26 protein-coding genes and 1 other RNA gene are annotated in these 19918 nt (G+C 64.9%); 7 read left to right on the top strand and 20 right to left on the bottom strand.

Annotation, left to right across the window (positions count from 1 at the left end; translation table 11 throughout):
• Positions 1 to 125: 125 nt before the first annotated feature.
• A complete protein-coding gene (locus tag ACQPXH_RS08770) occupies positions 126 to 1046 on the top strand; it encodes a Rieske 2Fe-2S domain-containing protein (RefSeq protein ID WP_433601779.1) in 921 nt (306 codons plus the stop codon).
• Here the strand turns inward: ACQPXH_RS08770 and ACQPXH_RS08765 are convergent, their stop codons facing one another.
• From ACQPXH_RS08765 to ACQPXH_RS08755, 3 genes are all read right to left on the bottom strand, one after another.
• Positions 1047 to 1973: an EamA family transporter gene (locus ACQPXH_RS08765; protein WP_433601778.1), complete on the bottom strand. Its 927-nt coding sequence runs from the start codon at positions 1971 to 1973 to the stop codon at positions 1047 to 1049.
• Positions 1974 to 1995: 22 nt separating this feature from the next.
• A complete protein-coding gene (locus ACQPXH_RS08760) occupies positions 1996 to 3264 on the bottom strand; it encodes a glycosyltransferase 87 family protein (protein ID WP_433601777.1) in 1269 nt (422 codons plus the stop codon).
• Between the two features lie 107 nt (positions 3265 to 3371).
• Positions 3372 to 3767 (bottom strand): ankyrin repeat domain-containing protein, encoded by a 396-nt coding sequence (locus ACQPXH_RS08755; RefSeq protein ID WP_040694299.1) that lies wholly within the window; start codon positions 3765 to 3767, stop codon positions 3372 to 3374.
• Positions 3768 to 3878: 111 nt separating this feature from the next.
• Between ACQPXH_RS08755 and ACQPXH_RS08750 the strand changes: the two genes are divergently transcribed.
• Positions 3879 to 4076, top strand: coding sequence for a hypothetical protein (locus ACQPXH_RS08750; RefSeq protein ID WP_084508582.1), 198 nt, complete (start codon positions 3879 to 3881; stop codon positions 4074 to 4076).
• Entirely contained in the window at positions 4022 to 4786 is a 765-nt protein-coding gene (locus tag ACQPXH_RS08745; RefSeq protein WP_433601776.1) for a hypothetical protein, read from the top strand. Before ACQPXH_RS08750 ends, ACQPXH_RS08745 begins: the two co-directional genes overlap by 55 nt.
• 251 nt (positions 4787 to 5037) lie before the next feature.
• On the opposite strand, the gene ACQPXH_RS08740 is transcribed toward ACQPXH_RS08745, so the two are convergent.
• Together ACQPXH_RS08740 and ACQPXH_RS08735 are read right to left on the bottom strand one after the other, a co-directional pair.
• The gene (locus ACQPXH_RS08740; RefSeq protein WP_433601775.1) at positions 5038 to 5430 is read right to left on the bottom strand and encodes a hypothetical protein; all 393 of its coding nucleotides are present in this window, start codon (positions 5428 to 5430) and stop codon (positions 5038 to 5040) included.
• Positions 5431 to 5573: 143 nt separating this feature from the next.
• Positions 5574 to 6872 (bottom strand): serine hydrolase domain-containing protein, encoded by a 1299-nt coding sequence (locus ACQPXH_RS08735; RefSeq protein WP_433601774.1) that lies wholly within the window; start codon positions 6870 to 6872, stop codon positions 5574 to 5576.
• Between the two features lie 234 nt (positions 6873 to 7106).
• Here ACQPXH_RS08735 and ACQPXH_RS08730 point away from each other — a divergent pair, with 234 nt between their 5' ends.
• The 3 genes from ACQPXH_RS08730 to ACQPXH_RS08720 all read left to right on the top strand — a co-directional run bounded on the left by ACQPXH_RS08730 (position 7107) and on the right by ACQPXH_RS08720 (position 8629).
• The gene (locus tag ACQPXH_RS08730) at positions 7107 to 7541 is read left to right on the top strand and encodes a hypothetical protein (protein WP_433601772.1); all 435 of its coding nucleotides are present in this window, start codon (positions 7107 to 7109) and stop codon (positions 7539 to 7541) included.
• Positions 7542 to 7880: 339 nt separating this feature from the next.
• A complete protein-coding gene (locus ACQPXH_RS08725; RefSeq protein ID WP_433601770.1) occupies positions 7881 to 8204 on the top strand; it encodes a FitA-like ribbon-helix-helix domain-containing protein in 324 nt (107 codons plus the stop codon).
• Complete coding sequence (locus tag ACQPXH_RS08720; protein ID WP_433601768.1) at positions 8204 to 8629, top strand: PIN domain-containing protein; 426 nt, start codon at positions 8204 to 8206, stop codon at positions 8627 to 8629. The genes ACQPXH_RS08725 and ACQPXH_RS08720 overlap by 1 nt, the downstream gene beginning before the upstream one ends.
• Before the next feature lie 205 nt (positions 8630 to 8834).
• Here ACQPXH_RS08720 and ACQPXH_RS08715 read toward each other — a convergent pair whose 3' ends face one another.
• From ACQPXH_RS08715 to ACQPXH_RS08650, 14 genes are all read right to left on the bottom strand, one after another.
• Positions 8835 to 9164 carry a helix-turn-helix domain-containing protein gene (locus ACQPXH_RS08715; protein WP_433601766.1) on the bottom strand — a complete coding sequence of 110 codons (330 nt, stop codon included), beginning with the start codon at positions 9162 to 9164 and terminating at the stop codon, positions 8835 to 8837.
• Between the two features lie 27 nt (positions 9165 to 9191).
• Positions 9192 to 9362, bottom strand: a complete 171-nt coding sequence (locus tag ACQPXH_RS08710) for a hypothetical protein (RefSeq protein WP_433603381.1) — start codon at positions 9360 to 9362, stop codon at positions 9192 to 9194.
• A gap of 342 nt (positions 9363 to 9704) precedes the next feature.
• Positions 9705 to 10076: a transfer-messenger RNA gene (gene ssrA / locus ACQPXH_RS08705) on the bottom strand.
• 195 nt (positions 10077 to 10271) lie between these two features.
• Positions 10272 to 11123, bottom strand: coding sequence for an EamA family transporter (locus ACQPXH_RS08700; RefSeq protein WP_433603380.1), 852 nt, complete (start codon positions 11121 to 11123; stop codon positions 10272 to 10274).
• Positions 11124 to 11131: 8 nt separating this feature from the next.
• Entirely contained in the window at positions 11132 to 11605 is a 474-nt protein-coding gene (gene smpB, locus ACQPXH_RS08695; protein ID WP_040694424.1) for an SsrA-binding protein SmpB, read from the bottom strand.
• 51 nt (positions 11606 to 11656) lie between these two features.
• A complete protein-coding gene (locus ACQPXH_RS08690; protein WP_433601764.1) occupies positions 11657 to 11902 on the bottom strand; it encodes a hypothetical protein in 246 nt (81 codons plus the stop codon).
• 53 nt (positions 11903 to 11955) lie between these two features.
• Positions 11956 to 12150, bottom strand: a complete 195-nt coding sequence (locus ACQPXH_RS08685) for a hypothetical protein (protein ID WP_433601763.1) — start codon at positions 12148 to 12150, stop codon at positions 11956 to 11958.
• Positions 12147 to 14033: a DNA helicase RecQ gene (recQ, locus tag ACQPXH_RS08680; RefSeq protein WP_433601762.1), complete on the bottom strand. Its 1887-nt coding sequence runs from the start codon at positions 14031 to 14033 to the stop codon at positions 12147 to 12149. Before recQ ends, ACQPXH_RS08685 begins: the two co-directional genes overlap by 4 nt.
• A 183-nt stretch (positions 14034 to 14216) precedes the next feature.
• Positions 14217 to 15122 carry a permease-like cell division protein FtsX gene (ftsX, locus tag ACQPXH_RS08675; protein WP_433601761.1) on the bottom strand — a complete coding sequence of 302 codons (906 nt, stop codon included), beginning with the start codon at positions 15120 to 15122 and terminating at the stop codon, positions 14217 to 14219.
• Positions 15122 to 15802, bottom strand: coding sequence for a cell division ATP-binding protein FtsE (gene ftsE / locus ACQPXH_RS08670; protein ID WP_433601760.1), 681 nt, complete (start codon positions 15800 to 15802; stop codon positions 15122 to 15124). The genes ftsX and ftsE overlap by 1 nt, the downstream gene beginning before the upstream one ends.
• Before the next feature lie 93 nt (positions 15803 to 15895).
• Positions 15896 to 16021 carry a hypothetical protein gene (locus ACQPXH_RS08665; RefSeq protein WP_433601759.1) on the bottom strand — a complete coding sequence of 42 codons (126 nt, stop codon included), beginning with the start codon at positions 16019 to 16021 and terminating at the stop codon, positions 15896 to 15898.
• Positions 16022 to 16037: 16 nt separating this feature from the next.
• Positions 16038 to 16895, bottom strand: coding sequence for a mechanosensitive ion channel family protein (locus ACQPXH_RS08660; RefSeq protein WP_433601758.1), 858 nt, complete (start codon positions 16893 to 16895; stop codon positions 16038 to 16040).
• 61 nt (positions 16896 to 16956) lie between these two features.
• Entirely contained in the window at positions 16957 to 18069 is a 1113-nt protein-coding gene (prfB, locus tag ACQPXH_RS08655) for a peptide chain release factor 2 (RefSeq protein WP_433601757.1), read from the bottom strand.
• Positions 18059 to 18298 (bottom strand): hypothetical protein, encoded by a 240-nt coding sequence (locus tag ACQPXH_RS08650; RefSeq protein WP_433601756.1) that lies wholly within the window; start codon positions 18296 to 18298, stop codon positions 18059 to 18061. Before ACQPXH_RS08650 ends, prfB begins: the two co-directional genes overlap by 11 nt.
• 181 nt (positions 18299 to 18479) lie before the next feature.
• On the opposite strand from ACQPXH_RS08650, the gene hisN reads away from it, so the two are divergent.
• On the top strand, positions 18480 to 19262 hold the full coding sequence (hisN, locus tag ACQPXH_RS08645) for a histidinol-phosphatase (RefSeq protein ID WP_433601755.1): 783 nt from the start codon (positions 18480 to 18482) through the stop codon (positions 19260 to 19262).
• Positions 19263 to 19390: 128 nt separating this feature from the next.
• Here hisN and ACQPXH_RS08640 read toward each other — a convergent pair whose 3' ends face one another.
• Positions 19391 to 19720, bottom strand: a complete 330-nt coding sequence (locus ACQPXH_RS08640; protein WP_433601754.1) for a hypothetical protein — start codon at positions 19718 to 19720, stop codon at positions 19391 to 19393.
• Between the last annotated feature and the right edge of the window lie 198 nt (positions 19721 to 19918).

The raw sequence follows: 19918 nt of genomic DNA, 5'->3' as shown, positions 1-19918 counted from the left end.
CGTCCGGTCCCAGTCTCACCCGGGCGGTAGGCAGCGCCAACTTCGGCAAGGATCCGAAACGACCTCGAACCCAATCGGCGGCTATCTCGTAACTCCTACAACAACGAGCCGACAACGCCGAGGTCATGATGAGCGTCGAACACGTCAACCGTCGAACAATCGTCATCGGAGCGGGGGCCGCGGCGGTTGTCGCGGCCTGTTCCACGAGCGAAAGCTCATCGACGCAGGTCACCTCCACCGCCTCCACCGCAGTACCGACGACGACATCGAGTTCCGTTGCCGCCGAACCGCCGCCGCCCCAGACCGCGGTGCCGGCCGCGCCGGAACCCACCCCCGGCACCGCACTCGCCCGCACCTCCGACGTGCCGATCGGGTCCGGTGTGCTACTCGGCGATACTGTCGTCACTCAGCCGAGTCCGGGTAATTACCAAGCTTTTTCGGTGATCTGCACGCATGCGGGCTGCGTAGTCGACACGATCCGCGGCGGCACCATCAATTGCCCTTGTCACGGCAGCAGATTCAATCTCGACGGCTCCGTGGCGACCGGTCCGGCCACCCAACCGCTCGCCGCGCGCACCATCTCGGTACAGGGCGAATGGATCGTCGCAGGCGCATTCGCAGCGCTACCCGCCGCACGCCAAGAGGTCCAGGAGCAACCCGCACCGGCGCCGCAGGTCGAGGAGGGTGCACCGGAGAACGCCATCGCCCGCGCCTCCGACGTACCGGTCGGCTCCGGGCTCATCCTCGGCGACACCGTGGTGACCCAACCGAATCCCGGTAATTACCAGGGCTTCTCGGTGATCTGCACACATCAGGGCTGTGCCCTCAACGAAATCGCGAGCGGCACCATCAACTGTCCTTGTCACGGAAGCAAATTCAATCTCGACGGCTCCGTGGCGACCGGTCCGGCAAATGAACCGCTGTCGCGCCGCGAGATATCGGTACAGGGCGACTGGATCGTCGCGGGCGCACCGGCGACACCGCCGGTGATCAAGCCGTGGTGGTGCGAAATCCCGATCTTCGCGCCAGGTAGTGCGGACTGCTGATTATTTCCGCCGTGCAGTTCGGGTGGCTCCGATGGAGGCCGCCACTACGCAGATGACGCCAACCCATTGCGCCGCGTGCATGATCTGGCCGAGGACGATCAGTCCGGCGAGTGCGGCGGCCGCCGGCTCCAGGCTCATCAGTACGCCGAAGACGCGCGGTGGAATGCGCCGCAGCGCTTCGAGTTCCACGGAATACGGCAGCACTGACGACAGCATCGCGACCGCGAAACCGGCAGCGAGGACCGAGGGCTGGAACAGTGTGGCGCCCGCGTCGGCAATGCCGACCGGGACCATGAGCACACCGCCGAAGGCCATCGCAATGGCCAATCCCCCACCGCCGCTGGTCCGGTCACCGAGTGCGGCACTCAGCAGAATGTAGCTCGCCCACAGGGCTCCCGCGGCCAGCGCGAACAGCACACCTGACCAGCCGACATCGCCACCCGCCTTGGTCAGCAGCAGTACGCCGCCACCGGCGAGTACGGCCCACACCGGATCGGTCCAGCGCCGCGAGCCGGCCAGCGCGACGCTGAGCGGCCCCAAGAATTCGAGGGTGACCGCCATACCGAGCGGAATCCGGTCGATGGCCTGATAGAAGCACAGATTCATGGAGGCGAGCACGGTGCCGTAGCCGAGCACCACCGGTAGTGCGCGCCGCTCGATCCGCAGCGCGGACCGCCAGACGACCAGCAGCACCACTCCGGCGAAGAACAGGCGCAGGGTGACCGCACCCGCGGCCCCGGTGGCGGTGAACAGCTGTTTGGCCAGCGCCGCACCGACCTGCACGCTGACGATCCCGATCAGCACCAGTGCCGTCGGCGGCACCCCGCCGAGCCCGCGCGCGTGCACCGCACGCAGGGGCGTCAGCGGCCACGCCGACTTCGGATTCCGTTCGATATCGATCGCGACCACGCGGCGCCCTCCGTCCAAAAACCCAGCATCCCAGAAACGGTCAGGCCGCCGGGCGAGGACCTGCCAGATCGACGAGATCGATATCCTTCGGCGCGGAATCGCGTTCGTCCGCTTGCGACTTCGCCCGCTTGCCGGCAACGAGATACGCAACGATCAGCAACACGCTCAACCACACGTAGGTGTTCCCCCACAGGTGTTGCCAAGGCGTCCAAGCCAATTCACGGCGACTATCGCCCGGCAGCCAGTTCTGCGGCCCGTATACGAATGCCGCGGTGGTGAGGACGATCGCCACATACCAGCCGATCGCCCGACCGCGCGGCAGTGTGGTCGCGTAACAGACCATCGCGAACAGCGCGGGCGCGATCATCACCCAGTGATGCGACCAGGAGATCGGCGATACCAGCAGCGTGAAGACGGCGTTGATCGACAGCGCGAGCGCGGGCACCTCGGCGGCCTGGCGCATGGCCGGGACAACCAGCGCGAGCAGCGCCGCACTCAGCACCAGCCACAGCACGGTGAACAGCGGCTTCTCCACGCCGAATCGGGCGAGCACGGCCTGGATCGACTGGTTGGTATGGAAGGACGAGCCGCTGAGTCCGGAGACATTGCCGAGTCCGCCGAACCAGTAGTTGACCGATTCCTTGGGCAGGATCGCGAAGCTGAGCGCGGTCGCGACCGCACCGGTGATCGCGGCAGTGGCTGCGGCGCGATAATCCCGGCGCACCAGGAAGTAGAGCACGAATGCCGCCGGTGTCAGCTTGATCGCGGCGGCAACGCCAACCAGCATGCCGCGCCGCCACTTCGGCTTCGCGGTGAGCGCGTCCGCGGCGACCAGCACCATCAGCAGCAGGTTCACCTGTCCGAAGTCCAGCGTGGAGCGGACCGGCTCCAGCAGCATGGCCAGCGGTGTCGCGCAGGAGGTGGCAAGCAGCGCGAGTTGCATCGCGCCGCGCTCGGGCCAGCGCCGCCGCGCGACCAGATACAGCGTGACGGCCAGCGCGAGCGTCGAGGAGATGAAAAAGGTGAAGGCCGCGGCATCCCATGGCAGCAGCGCGAACGGGCTCAGCACCAGTGCGGCGAAGGGCGGGTAGATGAACGGCAGCCCGATACCGATGGTGGTCTGCGGCAGCTGGCCGTACATATCCGCGCCGTCGCGCAGCGCCTCGATGCCGAGCCGGTACACCTGCAGGTCGATGAACCCACCGGTGATCCGGTGGAAGGGCCACAGCGGCGCCATCAGGCACCAGGTGGCGAAGCCGACGAGCAGCACCGGCACCAGCCACACCGTGCGCCCGAATCGTCGGTTCACGGGCTTCGACCTATCTGGGGTGGTGACACTACTCATCCGCGGCGACTATACCGACCCGCACGAACGCAGCCGAATCCGCGTTCTTGCTCATGGCAATCGGTCAACGCTCAAGACGCCCCGAACAAGCCGAGCAGATCGTTCTTGCCGAACATGGCTGCCGCGGCCCGCGCGGACGGTGTCCCGGCATCCGGATCCGCACCGGCGGCGAGCAGGGCCCGCAAGATCTCGGTCTCGCCCTTGAAGACCGCACCGGCGAGCGGGGTCTGGCCCTTGTCATTGGCTCGATTCGGGTCGGCATCACGCGCGAGCAGCACCTGAACGGCGTCCTGATGACCGTGATAGGCGGCCAGCATGAGCAGCGTGTCGCCGTTGTCGTTGGTGAGGTTCACCGGGACACCGGCATCGAGGTACGCCGTGAGCCGCTCGGCATCGCCGTGCCGAGCCAGATCGAAGATCTTGGTGGCGAGTTCGATCAGGTCCGGGTCCGTCTCGTCATTGCCCATCTGCCAGTCCTACCACTCGAGATGCGCCGAAGACGGCAGTTGTCACGGAATGATTCGGCCTGTCGCGGTCGATAACAGTTTCATAACTCGCCGATCGGGTACCCCGCAGACATGACAGTGACGCACAAGCGATTTCACCGCCCTGCCGGTGTCGATCGCGGAACCGCGCTGCTGGCCTCGGCAACCTGCCTGATTTTCGTGGCCGGCATCGCCACCATCACCCGTTCCTTCCCGACCAGCGCGGCGGCCGCCGGATGCATCGCGGCCGGACTGGCCGTGACACTCGGCATCCTCCCGCACAGTCGTTAGCCGATCCACCAGAACGTCGACTCAATGCCGATACGGCCTTCGAAGAACTCGGCAGTGCTGGTGACGCCGCGGCGGTCTGTGCCGAATCGACCACCGCACTGGCTCGACTCGGCGAACTCGACCGTGCCGAAGCCGCGCTGGCCAGGGCCGGACAACTCGTCGAGGCGGCCGGAGAGCCAGGCACCGCGACGTATGTGCGGCTTGCGCGGGCGGAGTACCTGCTGCGTCGCGGGGATCGTAAAGCAGCACTGCGAGCACTCGAACAGGCCGAAACCGGTCTCGCGAACACTACCTTCGACACTCGAATTCGGGCTCGGAGTACTGATTTTCGAGCGCTCATCGCGATTCTCGACGACGATCCGGTGCGGGCTCGGCGGGTGCTCGATACAGCGACCGAAGCGCTGATCATCGATCGAGACGGATCGATGATCACCGCGAGCGGCACACAACCGGACGATTTGGCAATGTTCGCGCACCCGTATGCCGCCTTGGCAATGCGGGACAGCAACGCAACCGACGCGGCCCACTTAGTTGGTGCGGCAACCGCCATGCTCGGCACCGAGGATCGGCGCGGGTACGACAATCTCGTCGCACCAGCAGACCGAGCCCGCGAAGCACTCGGTGCAGAAGCCTTCACCACTGCCTATGAGCGCACAGCGGGCTTGCAACCCACTGCCGCAATCGAATTCCTGCTGTCACAGGTGATATGAACGCCGATTCCGAAACCGAGTCAGCTATCCGAATCCACTGGTACGGAAGCAGATTCGAGTACGCCGCAAGGATCGGATCGAAGAACTGGCCGCCGAGATCGGCGGACCGACCCTGGAGGTAGTGGCCGATCGGCCATCGCTGCGCGACGCCGCGGCGATGGTGCGCGCGGCATTCGGCCCGGTCGACCTGGTGGTCGCGAATTCGGGCGTCATGCTCGCCGCGCCGTTGGCGGCCCAGCACAGGACCGAGGCTACGCCGGAGGTGGAAACTGAACCCCGCGGCCCTGCTGGCCCGACGCATCCGGGCCGATCATGAACGAGACGCTGCGACCACGGGCGTCCAACCTGCCATCGCCCCAACTCGCGCTGCCGTAGGCGTCGACTTCGATGGCGTACTCGCCGTCGGCCAGGTCAGCTGGTAGCTGCACCGACGCCCACGGCCGTCGGTCCACGAGAGCCAAGTACATCCGCTGCGGATCGCCGCCTAGCGCCACCAGGAAGATCCGTGCGTACTCGAACTTTTTGCGGGCAGCCGCTGCGTCGGCGGCCGACCACGTGATGCCGAACGATCGGCACGGGGCATCGATGAACTCGACGGCGACTCGCAATGTCACCTCGCCCTCCAGCCCGGCCCGGTACCGCACGGCTTCCTCCTCGTGTGCCCGCTCCTCGTGTGCCCGCTATGTCGCATTATCTTCCGGCGCGGGTCGGCGGGCGTAATTTCGGCTCACGCCGCGCATTCGAAGCGTTCAGCGGAATGTCGATTTCAGGTGAGATCACCTTCGTGTCATCGACCGGGCGTAGTCGTCCCGGTGGTGCTGGTCGGACTCGCGCCGCTGGTCGCCAGTTCCTTGCCCGGCAGGGCATCGGCACCATAGAAGGTCGGCAGCATGCCTTTGACCAGCACCAGGGCGGACCCCTCACCCGACGGAACCGTCGCAAGGTTGGTGGCGACCACGATCGTGAGGTCCGATGCCGGGTCATGGCCCATGAAGGTCATGAAACCCGGGAGTTGACCGTCGTGTCCGATGAGGTGGGTGCCGAATCGCACGATACCGAGGCCGTATCCGGCTTGATCCGGATCGGCGGGATCGATCGGCTGGATGCTGTCCAACCGAGTCTTCTGCATCTTCGCGTCGAGCAGGCCACCGCCGACGAGCGCCTTCACATACGTCGCGAGATCAGCGGCCGTCGAGATCGCACCCCCGGCGGTCCACGCCCAGGACACGTTGATATTTGTTTGGTTGCTCGGTTTCAGGGTGCCGGCGACGGCCTCGGCCTGTTCCGCAGCAGGAAGTGCGTAGGTGTCGATGGTGGAAACGTTGGTGCCGAAGGCGTAGCCCTGGGGATGCGGATCCGGAATCGAGGAGTCCGTGGGCGCAGGCAATGATGTGTGTCCGAGGCTCAGCGGTTCGAAGACGCGCTTCTGAAAACTCTCAGCGGCCGTCATTTTCGTGAGCTTCTCGATGACCAGGCCGAGCAGGATGAAGTTGGTATTGCTGTATTCGAACTTTTCCCCGGGTTGGAAGTTCACCGGGTGCGCGAACGCGATGGCCAGCAATTCCTCCGGCGTATATACCTTCTGCGGCTCGTTGTCGAGCGCGGCATTGAACTGCGGGTCGAAGGTGTAACTGTATAGCCCGCTTCGCATTTCGTTCAGCTGAGCAATCGTGATCCGATCACCGTTCGGCACGCCGGGCCAATATTTGCCGATGGGGTCGTCGAGCGAGAGCTTGCCCTCCTGCGCCAGCTGCAGGATGACCGTCGACGTCATCGTCTTGGTATTACTGCCGACGCGAAAGTAGTCGTCGACTTCGATCGGCTCGCTCGTGCCGATGGCACGGGTACCGAATGCCGCGGCCCAATCGCCTCGCTTCGGCGATTTGACGACCACCACAGCGCCCGGAATAGCGTTGTCCTTCATCAGCGTGGTTATCACCGGCCGGATAGCGGCGGCGTATGCGGGCTCGCCGCCCGGTGCGGTCGATTGCGTGGAAGTTCCGGTGGTGTCTGTCGACGTTCCGCAACCCATGGCGATCAACAGCCCCGCCACAACACACGCGGCGATTCCCGTCCTGTGTCCCATAACGCTCCGTCCGAGGTTTGCTGGAACGTGGCTACATAGCGCGGAGCAACACTAACTCCGTGCGACACGGTTTCGGGCGGGAATGCCGGGCAACCCGGCAGCTCGGGCGATGCTCCGACCTCTCCGAAGATTCTCGGCGCGGCCTGCGCCGACATGATTCACCTCTCAGGTACCGTGCGACGACCTACGCCCGGGCCATGAGCGGCTCGGTCGGCACAGCGAAAGGCGGGCATGATGGGCGGACTCTCGCGCGGCGCGGCCGGTGTGGCGCTGGCGGCTGCGTGTCTGGCATTACCGACAACCTTGGCACCCCAAGCGAATGCGATGATCGCCCCGACGCTGTCGGTGGCGATGGTCGGCCCGGCACTCGGCACGAACAGTATCGCGGCGGTCGGCTGTGGGCAGACCGCGCAGGCAACCGTGCAGCGCCCAGATGGCACTCCGGTACAAAGCGGTGTCGTCGAATTCACGAGCCGCCTGCCCGGCCTCGGCGGAAATATCGTCGGAACCGTGCCGGTCACCAACGGCACCGCGAGCATCCTCTGGATTCCGGACACCGTCGGCCAGCACATCGTCAGCGCCGTCTACTACGACGGCCCGCCCGACTACCAACCAGCAGCCGGGTACACCACCGTCACCGCGATGAACCTCGGCGGCATCTGCCTGTAGTTCCGAACGATCCACCGAAACGACGAAGGCCCGGTCCTTGTGGACCGGGACTTTCGAGTGGACATGGCGGGAACTTACTCGAACCGGACCGATCTGCTCGACCAGTTCACCGAGCTACAGCGTTGAATCGGCGAAGTAGACCGCGCAGGTGGCAAAGCGACTACAGGTGGCAGGTACGACGACCAACGCCAGAGGTAGTCTGGGCGGCCAGCAAACAGCCCGCTCGGGGTTCAAAACTCACGTAGGTAAACAATACTGTTCAGGACATGCGCGCCCACCCGCTCGAGGCGGGTCGAGAAAATGAGTGCAATCTGAGGGCATTCCGATACCATTGACATCATGGCGACGATCAAGACACCGAAGACCCAGAAGGCGCGTAAGGCGACCGCCAAAAGTACAGTCGCCAAGGCGACACCGACTAACCTGAATGTTCGTAACCTCGATCCCGCCATCAAGGCGACCATTCAGCGTCGGGCCACCCGTCACGGCCGGTCCATGGAAGCCGAGGTGCGGGACATTCTCACTCGCGCCGCTACCGAGGGCGAAACCTCCACACCAAGCCCGCTATCCGGAGCCGCCCTGCTTGCCCGGCTGGCCGAGCTTCGGCAAGCCCTTGATGGTGACGTGCCGGAAATCGGTGTGCGGCACGAGAATTCGAAATAGTGCTCATTCTCGACACCAACGTGATCGCAGCGGCCATGACACCGGAAAAGTATCCAATCGTGGCCGCCTGGCTGGTTACCCAGCCGACCGTCTACACGACTTCCGTCACGGTCATGGAGACCCTCAACGGCATCTACACGCTCGACAAGGGTAGGAAGCGCGCCGCGCTCGACGTCGCGGCCGACGCCGTGTTCGCGCCCCTCGAGGCAGCTGGGCGGGTGCTGACGTTCGACTACGCTGCCGCCTTCTACTACGCGACACTAATGATGAAACGACCCAAACCAACGGCCGGTGAAGTCCTCGACGTACAGATCGCGGCCATCGCCCTGGCCCACGACGCGACGCTGGCGACCCAGAACGTGAAGGACTTCGCAGGTAAGGGTGTGAAGGTGTTCGACCCGTCCACGGGCACACACCACGGATAGATACTGAACCGCGCGTTCACCTGCCGCGCAGATGCATCTCGTAGACGCTTGCTGCGTATGTCGGCCACTCTCGTTCAAGGACGGCCAGGAGCCGGATTTGACGAAGCTGGTGCTGGCCCTCATGAGCCACGTGCAGGCACAACGCGACATTGAGGCACGGGAAAACTGAACACCGTGGGGTTACGTGAACGTGCCCCGAAGCAGGCTAGGCGACTTTGACGCTCCAATCACCAACGTGAGCAACAACATCCAGGGTTCCTCCGAGCGCGGCGATGTATTCGCGAACCAAGTCCATGGATGTGATCTTGCCGTGCTCGATCTGCGAAACCCTGGCCTGCGAAACCCCCATCAGCTCAGCGACCTTGGCCTGCGTCACTCCGCACTGCTTGCGGAGTTCGGCGAGCTGGTGTCCGCGCTGCTCCGCGCGCATCTGCTCGCGGCTCGCATCTCGCGCTGCGACACGCTCAGGGGAATCCCATGTCGGGTCGATTTCACGAGCTCGACGCTTGGCCTCTTCCCAAGACACACCCTTCATGACTCCTCCTTCGTTGCTCGATAGTCGTTATAGCGCTGTTCGGCGAGGGGGATCGCATCTCGGTACCAACGATTCCACTGGCCGGACTTGTCCCCCGCAACCCAACACGATCGCCTCCCGCGTTGGGTCGAAGACAAACAGCATCCTGATCTCGGAACCCGCCGGAGTTCGAGGGCGAAGCTCTTTGAGGTTGTGCAACGCCTTGCTGGACTGGATTCGATCGACCAACGGTCGTCCCAGCTCCGTCCGCGCTCAGCCAGTTCGTCCAGCGCTTCCTCAATCTTGTCGGCGATCATCGGCTCGTTCTTCACCAGGTCGAGGAATCAGTCGTTGACTGGCTCGAGCAGCACAATGCTCCATCGCACAGGACGATTATAACTAATCCTTATGCCTGTCGGGGTTCGATGCAGCCTCAGAGACATGCTGGGAATCGAACCGCGGTTGGTGCAAATCCGCAGGTACAGGCATCGTCCACCACCTGACTCGATCCAGCCGTCGGCAAACGAAAACCCGCAGGTCGTTGACCTGCGGGTTCCCGTCTTGTGGAGCTGCCGGGAATCGAACCCGGGTCCTCCGCCGCGTCTTCAGGGCTTCTCCGTGTGCAGTCCGCTAGGTCTCTACTCGGATCTCCGGGTCTCGCGAACAAGCTCGGATGACGATCCCAGTCGCTGTTGGATGTCCCGTCCGACTCCGCGACCGCGCCGGACGGTAATTCCCTCTAGCTGATGCCAGTACCCGGGTCGAGGGACGAACCCGGACTGACAGAGACGACCTGCTACTTAGGCAGCGAGGGCGTACTCGCGCTGATTGGAATCGGCGCTTAATTGGTTGCAGCGACGCTTACGGTGGTCTCTTGCCTGCACCGACACGCTTCCCCTAAATCTACGTACGCAGTCGAAACCGTTCAGCCCCGTACGTCCCGACACCTTGTCGGGCTAGTCATGTTAACACTCGGTGACCCGCTGTTCATTCCATTATCCCCGTACCCGATTTCAGTCCTCTGACCTGCGCGGAATCAGTGGCGGGCGCACCACACCGGATGTCACTGGCGTACATCCAGCCTCATCAGTCGCTCCAGCATGCCAGGTCAGGACCCAGCGAGGGCGATCAGGCCGCCGCGATCAAGCCGACCGCAGCGAGCGCCAAAACCATCCCGACCTGTTGCTGCCGGCCGACCCGCTCACCGAGCAGCACCATCGCCAGCAGGACGGTCGCGGCCGGGTACAGCGAGCCGATCACGCTGACCAGCGAGAGCAGCGAACCGTGGAAGGCGTAGAGCAGTGCTGCATTCGCGATGGTGTCCAGCACCGCGATGTAGGCTGCCAACCGCAGGGTTTCCCCGCGCAGCGGCCGGAACTCCCCCGCCGATAACGCGATGAGCCAGACCATCGGGCTTGCCGCGCCGCGTTGGGCCAGCAGCGGCCAGACCCCGGCACTCGCGTTGGTTTCGTGCAGGAAGACGAAGGCGAGCCCGAAGGCCGCACCCGAGCCGATGGTGAGCAGCGCGACCTTCCTGGTGAAGCGCAGCTCACGCCCACCGGTGATCTCCTCGGTGACATCATCGGGCGACTCGCGGCTGACCAGGTACACCGCGCCGAGCGCGAACACGATGCCAGCGATGGCGAGCGGGCCGGGGCGCTCACCGAGCACCAGCCCGACCAGCACCGGGATACCGGCGACCAGCAGGGCCGTGAGCGGCGAAACCACCGCCATCGGACCGCTGGCCAGCGCGGCATAGAACCACCACACCGCGAAGCCACTGGCTACACCGGCCGCCAGTCCCCACAGCATCGACGCGGTGTCCGGGGTGCCATCGAACAGCGGCAGCAGCGCGAGGACGAACAGCACCGACATGGGATAGGAAATGATCACGACGCGCAGGGCGGTCACTCGCCGCGATGCCACCCCACCGAAGAAATCACTGACGCCGTAGCCGACCGCGGCCACCAGCGCCAACAGGACGGCGGTCAGCGCATGCCCTTGATCCGCCGCCCCAGTTCTCGGGTGACCTCGCGCTCAGCGGTGCGCTTGGCCAGATCCTGTCGCTTGTCGTAATCCTGCTTACCCTTGGCGAGCGCGAGCTCGACCTTGACCTTGCCGTCGGAGAAGTACATCGACAGCGGCACCAACGTTTGGTTGCCCTCGCGCGACTTGCCGACCAACCGCTCGATCTCGCGCTTGTGCAGCAGTAATTTGCGCACCCGGCGCGGGGAGTGGTTGGTCCAGGTGCCGTGGCTGAACTCGGGAATGTGCAGACCGCGCAGCCACACCTCGCCGTTGTCGACGGTCGCGAAGGCGTCCACCAGCGAGGCCTTACCCTCGCGCAGACTCTTGACCTCGGTACCGACCAGCGCGATCCCGGCCTCATAGGTGTCCAGGATCGTGTAGTTGTGCCGCGCCCGGCGGTTGGTCGCGATGACCTTGCGCCCCTGTTCCTTCATAACGGTCAACTTTAAGTGACTCGGCAACCGAATTATTCCGCGGCTATCGCCCTAGCCACCCGGCCGGACGGCGAGATACAGCAGCAGCACCGCGATGAAGGCCGCGACCAGCAAGACCGTGGTCATGCGTGGTAGGCCGCGTGGACGGGGCGGTGGCGGCGGACGGTGCCGCAGCCAGACGGATTCCACCGCGGGGTCGTGGGTGCCGCGCCGATACGGCGGCGGATCGCCAGGGTCCGTGAACGGCGAGCCGCCCAGGTCGGACCCGTCGTCGGTGGGGCCATCACCGGATGCCATATCGTGCACGCTAGCCGCCGAACCGGTTCTCCGCCGGGCAATTTCATTGCGATTCAGGCAAGTCGGTGCGCGAACGCCACACCGGCACCACCGCCCGCGACGAGCACCCGCACCTTGCGGTCGGTCGGGAAGTCGAATTTGGTGACACCGCTCGCGACCGCGACCGCATAGGCGGGCGATGGACCGACCAGCGATGCACCTGCGGCTGCCGTGGCCGCGCCCGCCAGAAACCCGCGCCGCCCGATCATGCTTTGCTCACTTCTCCGGCCAGGACGGCGAGTACTCCTTCGCCGTACTTGGCCAGTTTGTTCTCACCGACACCGCCGACCGTCCCGAGCTCGGACAGGCTCGCCGGCTTGCGTGCGGCGATCTCCCGCAGCGTCGCATCGTGGAAGACGACGTAGGCGGGTACGCCCTGCTCCTTGGCTGTCGCGGCCCGCCATTCACGCAGCTTCTCGAACAGCGGTACGTCTGCCGAAGACAGGTCGGCAGCCGGGGACTTGCCCTTCGCCGCCTTGGGTGCCCTCGCTGGTTTGGCCGCACGCTCCGGTTCGCGGCGCAGCAGCACTTCCCGGCCGTCGAACAACACCTCGTTGCTGGCCTCGGTGAGGATGAGCACGCCGTAGTCGCCGTGCACGGCGAGTAGTCCCTGTGCGAGCAATTGCCTTATGACACCGCGCCATTCGACATCGCGCAGATCGGTGCCGATGCCGAAGACCTTGAGCTCGTGGTGATCATGTTGCAGCACTTTGGGATTCGATTTGCCGAGCAGGATATCGACGATATGGCCCGAGCCGAAGCTCTGTCCGCGTTCCCGCTTCAGCCGCAGCACCGTCGAGAGCACCTTCTGCGCGGGCACGGTGCCGTCCCAGGTTTCCGGTGCGGTCAGGCAGGTGTCGCAATTGCCGCACGAGTGCCCCGACTGTCCGAAGTAGGCCAGTAGCTGAGTTCGCCTGCAGGACACCGTTTCACACAGCGCGAGCATCGCGTCCAGGTGCAGCTGTAGTTGCCTGCGGTGGGTGGCGTCGCCGTCGGAGGAGTCGATCATCTTGCGCTGCTGCACCACGTCGGCGAGTCCGTAGACCATCCACGCGGTCGACGGCAGCCCGTCGCGGCCCGCCCGTCCGGTCTCCTGGTAGTAGCCCTCGACGGACTTGGGCAGATCGAGATGGGCGACGAAACGCACGTCGGGCTTGTCGATGCCCATGCCGAAGGCGATCGTCGCGACCACGACGAGGCCGTCCTCGCGCAGGAACCGCGCTTGGTTGGCCGCGCGGGTGCGCGAGTCCAGGCCCGCGTGGTACGGAACCGCCTCGACGCCGTTCTCGGTGAGGAAGGCCGCGGTCTTCTCCACCGAATTGCGCGACAGGCAGTAGACGATGCCGGCATCTCCGGCGTGCTCGGTCTTGATGAAGTCCAGCAGCTGCCGATCCGGACGGTTCTTGGGTTCGATCCGGTACTGGATATTGGGACGGTCGAAGCTGGCGACGAAACGGCGGGCCGCGCCGAGGTCGAGGCGCTCGATGATCTCGTCGCGGGTCTTCGCGGTCGCGGTCGCGGTGAGCGCGATGCGCGGCACATCCGGCCAGCGCTCGTGCAGCATCGACAGGCCCAGATAATCGGGGCGGAAGTCGTGGCCCCACTGCGATACGCAGTGCGCCTCGTCGATGGCGAACAGCGCCACCTTGCCGCGATCCAGCAGGGCTGCGGTCGACTCCAGGCGCAGCCGCTCGGGCGCGAGATACAGCAGGTCCAACTCCCCCGCGACGAACTGCGCCTCGACCATCCGCCGCTCGTCCGGGAACTGCGTCGAGTTCAGGAATCCGGCGCGCACGCCGAGCGCGCTGAGCGCGTCCACCTGATCCTGCATCAATGCGATCAGCGGTGATACCACTACGCCGACGCCGGGACGCACCAGTGCGGGCACCTGATAGCACAGCGACTTACCGCCGCCCGTCGGCATGAGCACCAGCGCGTCCCCGCCGCCGACCACGTGCTCGACGATCTCGCGCTGATCACCGCGGAAGCTGTCGTAGCCGAACACCCGGCGTAGAACCTCTTGTGCCGCACCGGATTCGGCAACCGGGGCGCCGTCGGTCAAAACAGCCGCGAAAGCATCGGGGGACTCCACGCGGCCTATCCTACGAGCGCGGTCGGACAACGGAACCCCTACATCGGCACGGATCCCAGGCGGCCGGCCGAGTTGTCCACATGTGGACAACCAATTTCGACCGCCGCGTGGCGGGCTCGTCTCACACCCACTGACGGTCTCGCACAGGGCTACACAACCTGTGCGAGGCCGTCATTACGTAGGTCAGTCGCGAACGTAGTAGCGCAACGTGCCGTACGCCGTGATCGCGGCGAACACGATGCCTAGTGGTGCGATAGTCAAGGACACCAGCGCGATGTCCTCACCCGTGATGTGCGGGAAGACATTGCTGTTGAAGAGCGCGCCGAGCCCGCGGTTCACCACCAAAGGCTGCGCGAGGAACAACCCGACAACCGCCAGAATCGATCCGGCCAAGGCCGCGACCACCGCTTCCAGGAGGAATGGCAACTGCGTGTACCAGCGCGTCGCACCGACCATCCGCATGATGCCGACCTCCTCGCGTCGACTGAACGCCGCGATCTGCACCATATTCGCGATCAACAACAACGCCGCCAACGCCTGCAATGCCGCCAACGCGAATGCCGCGTTCCGCAGGCCGTCGAACACCCCGACCAAGCGGTCCACGGTGTCCTTGTCGTTGAGTACGCTCTGGATCCCGTCCTTACCGTTGAACGTCTGGTAGATCCGCGGGTACTGATCGGCATCGGTCATCTTCACGCGCAAGGACGCGGGCAACCGGGTGTCCTTGATCATGTCCAGCATTTCGGGCTGGTCCTTGAAGGTCACCTCGGTGGCTTCCTTCATCGCCTCGTCGCTGTTGATGAACTGGACCGAGACCACACCGTCGGTCTTCTTCAGATCCGACATCAGCTGCTGACACGGATTCAGTGAACAGTCCCGATCGTTTGCCGAGACCAGATCGGAGAGGTAGAGCCGGATCTCGACCCGGTCCATGAAGTAGTTCTGGGTCTTGTCCGCGATTCGCAGCGCGAGCAGACCGCCGCCGAGCATGGTCAGCGATACCGCGGTGGTCAGGATCATCGCGATGGTCATGGTGACATTGCGACGCAGGCCGGTGAGGACCTCGTTGAGCAGGAATCCAGCGCGCATTACCGGCCCACCCCGTAGACGCCGATCGCGTCGTCGCGGATCAGTCGTCCCCGGTCCAACTCCACCACTCGCTTGCGCATCGCGTCGACGATGTGATTGTCGTGGGTCGCCATCACCACGGTCGTGCCGATGCGGTTGATCCGCTCCAGCAGCAGCATGATGTCGCCGCTGGTGTCGGGATCGAGGTTGCCGGTCGGCTCATCGGCGAGCAGTACCAGCGGACGGTTCACGAAGGCCCTCGCGATCGCAACACGCTGCTGCTCACCACCGGACAATTCGTGCGGCAGCCGATCGGCCTTACCGCCGAGCCCGACCATATCCAGCACCTCGGGCACGGTCCGGTCGATGAACTGGCGCCGCTTGCCGATCACCTCCAGCGCGAACGCCACATTCTGGGCCACGGTCTTCTGCTGCAGCAGCCGGAAGTCCTGGAAGACGCACCCCATGCGCTGACGCAACTTCGGCACCTTCCGCCCGGGCAGCCGGTCGACCTGGAAGTCGGCGACTCGGATCTCGCCCGCGGTCGGGGCCTCCTCCTTGAGCAGCAGTCGCATGAAGGTCGACTTGCCCGAACCGGACGGGCCGATGATGAAGACGAATTCGCCCTTACCCACACCGACGGTGACGTTGTCCAGCGCGGGTCGCGTCGAGGTCTGATACGACTTGGTCACGTTCCGCATTGCGATCACGGTTGGCCAGTGTAACCAGCAACCGCTGCGCCGCCAGTCGGTACGTCATGGCCGACCGGCCTTCGAGCGATCCGCAAGCAATCGCTAATGGCCGGGCGTGGCCGTATTCAGCACCGCGGGAACGACGTTGAGTTTCTCCGGCGATGTCACAGTCGGTTGATCGGGCTTGACGAACAGATACAGCACGAAAATGGCGACCCATGATGCCATCAGGATCGCCGTGGATCTACGTGGTCTCACTGATTCCCTCCCGGCGCAACGCCGCGGCGACTCGCACCCGCAACTCGCGACCGACCTCGAACTGCTTACCCGGCAATGTTCGGGCAACCATTCGAATATTCATCTGGTCCACTGTCAGATCTTCGACGCCCATGACGGTGGGCTCGTCGAGCAGCAGCGGCTTCAATCGGCGGTCCTCGTACGCCTTTGTACCGACCTCGTGCAGGATCTCGTTGATCCTGGTGATGTCGACGCTGGCCGCAACCGGAACGTCGATCGCGGCGCGCGCCCAATCCTTCGAAAGATTGGTCACTTTGACGATCTGGCCGTTGGGCACGGTGATCACCTCACCGTCGGCATTGCGCAGTGTGGTGATCCGCAACGTGACGTCCTCGACCGTACCCTCGGCCTGATCCGCGGATCCAGTGACAGCGATGCGAACCACATCACCAAATCCGTACTGCCGCTCGGTAATCAGGAAGAATCCGGCAAGGATGTCCTGCACGATCCGCTGTGCGCCGAAGCCGAGTGCGGCGCCGAGCACGGCCGCGGGTGCGACCAGACCGGTGACCGCGAACCCCATCCGCCGCAGCACTTCCATGCCGACCAGGACATAGACGACGGTCAGTACTACCCAGGTGACCACCTGGGCCAGCGCATGGCGATGTTTTGCCGCCTCGGAACGCACCAGTGCGTCGCTGCTGCGGAATCCGGCGTCGATCCTGCGGGTGATCCGATCCCGGACAAAGGTGGCGAAACGGCTGAACAGCACCGCGCCGAGGAGCAGCAGGACGATCTCTAGACCGGAGGACCGCAGCCAGGTGGTGAAGTCGGTGGACGTGGAGAAAGCCTGGGGTACGTCCAACTAGCTCGCCTGCTCTCGCATTCGCCAGCGGATTCCGCAACTTCTGCGACTAGCCATCGTCTTATCCGCCATCCTTCATCCGCCAACGAATTCCGGATTCGATGAAACCATCGATATCGCCGTCGAGCACGGCGGTCGGGTTGTTGACTTCGTAGTTGGTGCGCAGATCCTTGACCATCTGGTACGGATGCAGCACGTAGGAGCGCATCTGGTTGCCCCAGGAAGCGCCCTCGTTCGTCTTGAGCGCATCCATTTCGGCGCGCTCCTCCTGCCGCTTGCGTTCCAGCAGTTTGGCCTGCAGCACCCGCATGGCCGAAATCTTGTTCTGCAGCTGGGATTTCTCGTTCTGACAGGTCACCACGATGCCGGTCGGGATATGGGTCAGGCGTACCGCGGAGTCGGTGGTGTTGACGCTCTGGCCGCCGGGACCCGAGGAACGGTAGACGTCCACGCGGACCTCGCCCTCGGGGATTTCGATGTGGTCGGTGGTCTCGACCACGGGTAGCACCTCGACCTCGGCGAAGGAGGTCTGGCGGCGGCCCTGATTGTCGAACGGGCTGATCCGGACCAAGCGGTGCGTGCCCATTTCCACCGAGAGGGTGCCATAGGCATACGGCGACTTCACCGCGAAGGTGGCGCTCTTGATGCCCGCCTCTTCGGCGTAGGAGGTGTCATAGACCTCGACGGAGTACTTGTGCCGGTCTGCCCAGCGGATGTACATGCGCATCAACATTTCAGCCCAGTCGGCGGCATCCACGCCACCCGCGCCGGAGCGGATATTGACCAGCGCCTCACGCTTGTCGTACTCGCCGGAGAGCAGGGTGCGGACCTCCATGGCCTCCACATCACTGTGTAGCGTGGCCCGCTCGGCATCGGCGTCGGCGAGCGCGGCCACCCTCGCCTCGCCCTCCTCTTCCTCTGCCAATTCATAGAGAACGGACAGATCGTCGAGGCGCTGGCGCAGTTCCTCGACCCGGCGCAACTCGCTCTGCGCGTGCGACAGCTCACTGGTGACCTGCTGCGCATGCTCCTGGTTGTTCCACAGATCGGGATCGGCGGCCTGGTGCTCGAGCTCATCGATCCGTCGACGCAGTTCCTCGACATCGAGGACCGACTCGACAGTCTTGAGCGTTGCGTCGAGTTCGGCGAGGTCAGCGGAGACGTCAGGATGCACGATGCTCAAGCCTACTTGGCGCGGTGAAGACGGTGAAACACGCGGTGGTGTGGGGGTGGCCGTCCTCAGCCGGAGACGGCACGCCCTCCGCCCGACGGCGACCGGCGAGGTGCAGATGGATGCGTTCGCTCGGCGTCAAGGCGAGGGCGTCGGCGAGTGCGGACAGTGCCGGCGGTGAGGGGTGGCGGTCGTGTCCTTGCTCGAGGCGTGTGATGTATTCGACGCTCACACCCGCCAGGGTTGCCTGGTGGGCAAGTGCCCTCGCCGCCGCCTGTTCCGTCCCCTCCGCCGCATAGCGGGCACCTCGCGACTGCCTCGCACAAGGTACGCGTCCTATGTGAGGTGGGCACTGCTTGTGCGACAGCGGGTATGGGTCCGGCGGGACAGCGGATGGGCGATAGGGTTCGGGGGTGGCTGATTACTCCTCCGATCTCGAACTCGCGCTGCGATTGGCCGATGAGGCCGATGGGATTACCCGGGCGCGGTTCGGGGCGTTGGATTTGCGGGTCGACGCCAAGCCGGATCTGACACCGGTGTCGGATGCGGATCTGGCGGTGGAGAAGGCGATACGCCAGGTGCTCGGGCAGGAGCGGCCCGAGGATTCGGTGCTCGGTGAGGAGTTCGGCGGTGACGTCGAGTTCAGCGGGCGGCAGTGGGTGATCGACCCGATCGATGGCACCAAGAACTTCGTGCGCCGGGTGCCGATTTGGGCGACGCTGATCTCGCTGCTCGAGGACGGCGTTCCGGTGGTCGGCGTGGTGAGCGCGCCCGCATTGGCGCGCCGGTGGTGGGCGGCGGCCGGTTCCGGTGCCTGGGCCTGCGTCGATTCCGATGCGCCGAAACCGATTTCGGTCTCCGCGGTCGGTGAACTCGGTTCGGCCAGCCTGGCCTTCTCCAGTCTGTCGGGCTGGCGCGAACGCGGTCTGCGCGAGAAGTTCCTCGACCTCACCGACGCGGTATGGCGGGTCCGCGGCTACGGCGACTTCTTCACCTACTGCCTGCTCGCCGAGGGCGCGGTCGACATCGCCACCGAACCCGAAGTCTCCCTGTGGGACCTGGCCGCACTCGACATCCTCGTGCGCGAAGCGGGCGGCCGCTTCACCTCCCTCGCCGGCACCCCCGGCCCGCACGGCGGCGACGCCATAGCCACCAATTCCCTACTCCACGACGCGGTCCTTACCCGGTTGAACTGAGCCTCGAGAACGTTCTATCGTCTCGAATCGGCCGGAGTCAGGTCGATGCCCGCGGGCGGACGTAGTCGACGCAAGGTTCCGTCCATGCTCGTGACGAACAGTGCCCACCCGTCACCGTCGCCCACCTGTCACCGTCGCGAGCGATCCGCACGGAGGTCGCGCCGTCCGGCGGGTTGCGGATCGGACCGGGTTTGCACACCCGCCGGGTGATCCAGACCGGTGACCAGCTTTTCGAACCTGCCCGCGGCATCGATATGAGCCAGATACCCGTCGACGATTCCGGTGACGTAGAAACCGCCCGACCCATCGGTATCGAGATTCTCCAGATTGCCGACCCCGCCGACGATCGTCGAAACGTCCCACCCATCCGCGCACGACCCGGACGGTGGCTGCGCCCGGCCGTCGTCGCGGACATGATGCCCGCCGCGGTCAGCAGCGTTGCCCTCGGTCGCCAACACTGCGGCCGTCTTGCAATGCGGCACAACCCCAACAGCCGCGCTGGAACGTTGCCCGGGGCGGACAGCCCGCCCCGGGCGACTCGACTCACGGAATGAACAGCGTCGCGATCATATTGACGACCCCGGAGACGAGCTGATCGACAATGCGCAGAACCATGACATCTCCTTACTGGTACGGCGGAATTCAGCGTCGACGAA

The sequence above is a fragment of the Nocardia sp. CA-135953 genome, from assembly GCF_050955735.1.
Taxonomy (GTDB): Bacteria; Actinomycetota; Actinomycetes; order Mycobacteriales; family Mycobacteriaceae; genus Nocardia.
This window is presented reverse-complemented; position numbering and strand designations above follow the sequence as displayed.

Excerpts from the sequence above, each read along its gene's own strand:
- ACQPXH_RS08730 (WP_433601772.1), top strand. The coding sequence starts at position 7,107 with ATGGGCGGACTCTCGCGCGGCGCGGCCGGTGTGGCGCTGGCGGCTGCG.
- ACQPXH_RS08665 (WP_433601759.1), bottom strand. The coding sequence starts at position 16,021 with ATGGCATCATGGGTCGCCATTTTCGTGCTGTATCTGTTCGTCAAGCCC.
- ACQPXH_RS08745 (WP_433601776.1), top strand. The coding sequence starts at position 4,022 with ATGCATCGCGGCCGGACTGGCCGTGACACTCGGCATCCTCCCGCACAG.
- ACQPXH_RS08690 (WP_433601764.1), bottom strand. The coding sequence starts at position 11,902 with ATGGCATCCGGTGATGGCCCCACCGACGACGGGTCCGACCTGGGCGGC.
- ACQPXH_RS08770 (WP_433601779.1), top strand. The coding sequence starts at position 126 with ATGATGAGCGTCGAACACGTCAACCGTCGAACAATCGTCATCGGAGCG.
- ACQPXH_RS08735 (WP_433601774.1), bottom strand. The coding sequence starts at position 6,872 with ATGGGACACAGGACGGGAATCGCCGCGTGTGTTGTGGCGGGGCTGTTG.
- ftsX (WP_433601761.1), bottom strand. The coding sequence starts at position 15,122 with ATGCGCGCTGGATTCCTGCTCAACGAGGTCCTCACCGGCCTGCGTCGC.
- ACQPXH_RS08685 (WP_433601763.1), bottom strand. The coding sequence starts at position 12,150 with ATGATCGGGCGGCGCGGGTTTCTGGCGGGCGCGGCCACGGCAGCCGCA.
- ACQPXH_RS08725 (WP_433601770.1), top strand. The coding sequence starts at position 7,881 with ATGGCGACGATCAAGACACCGAAGACCCAGAAGGCGCGTAAGGCGACC.
- ftsE (WP_433601760.1), bottom strand. The coding sequence starts at position 15,802 with ATGCGGAACGTGACCAAGTCGTATCAGACCTCGACGCGACCCGCGCTG.
- ACQPXH_RS08755 (WP_040694299.1), bottom strand. The coding sequence starts at position 3,767 with ATGGGCAATGACGAGACGGACCCGGACCTGATCGAACTCGCCACCAAG.
- smpB (WP_040694424.1), bottom strand. The coding sequence starts at position 11,605 with ATGAAGGAACAGGGGCGCAAGGTCATCGCGACCAACCGCCGGGCGCGG.
- ACQPXH_RS08750 (WP_084508582.1), top strand. The coding sequence starts at position 3,879 with ATGACAGTGACGCACAAGCGATTTCACCGCCCTGCCGGTGTCGATCGC.
- ACQPXH_RS08715 (WP_433601766.1), bottom strand. The coding sequence starts at position 9,164 with ATGAAGGGTGTGTCTTGGGAAGAGGCCAAGCGTCGAGCTCGTGAAATC.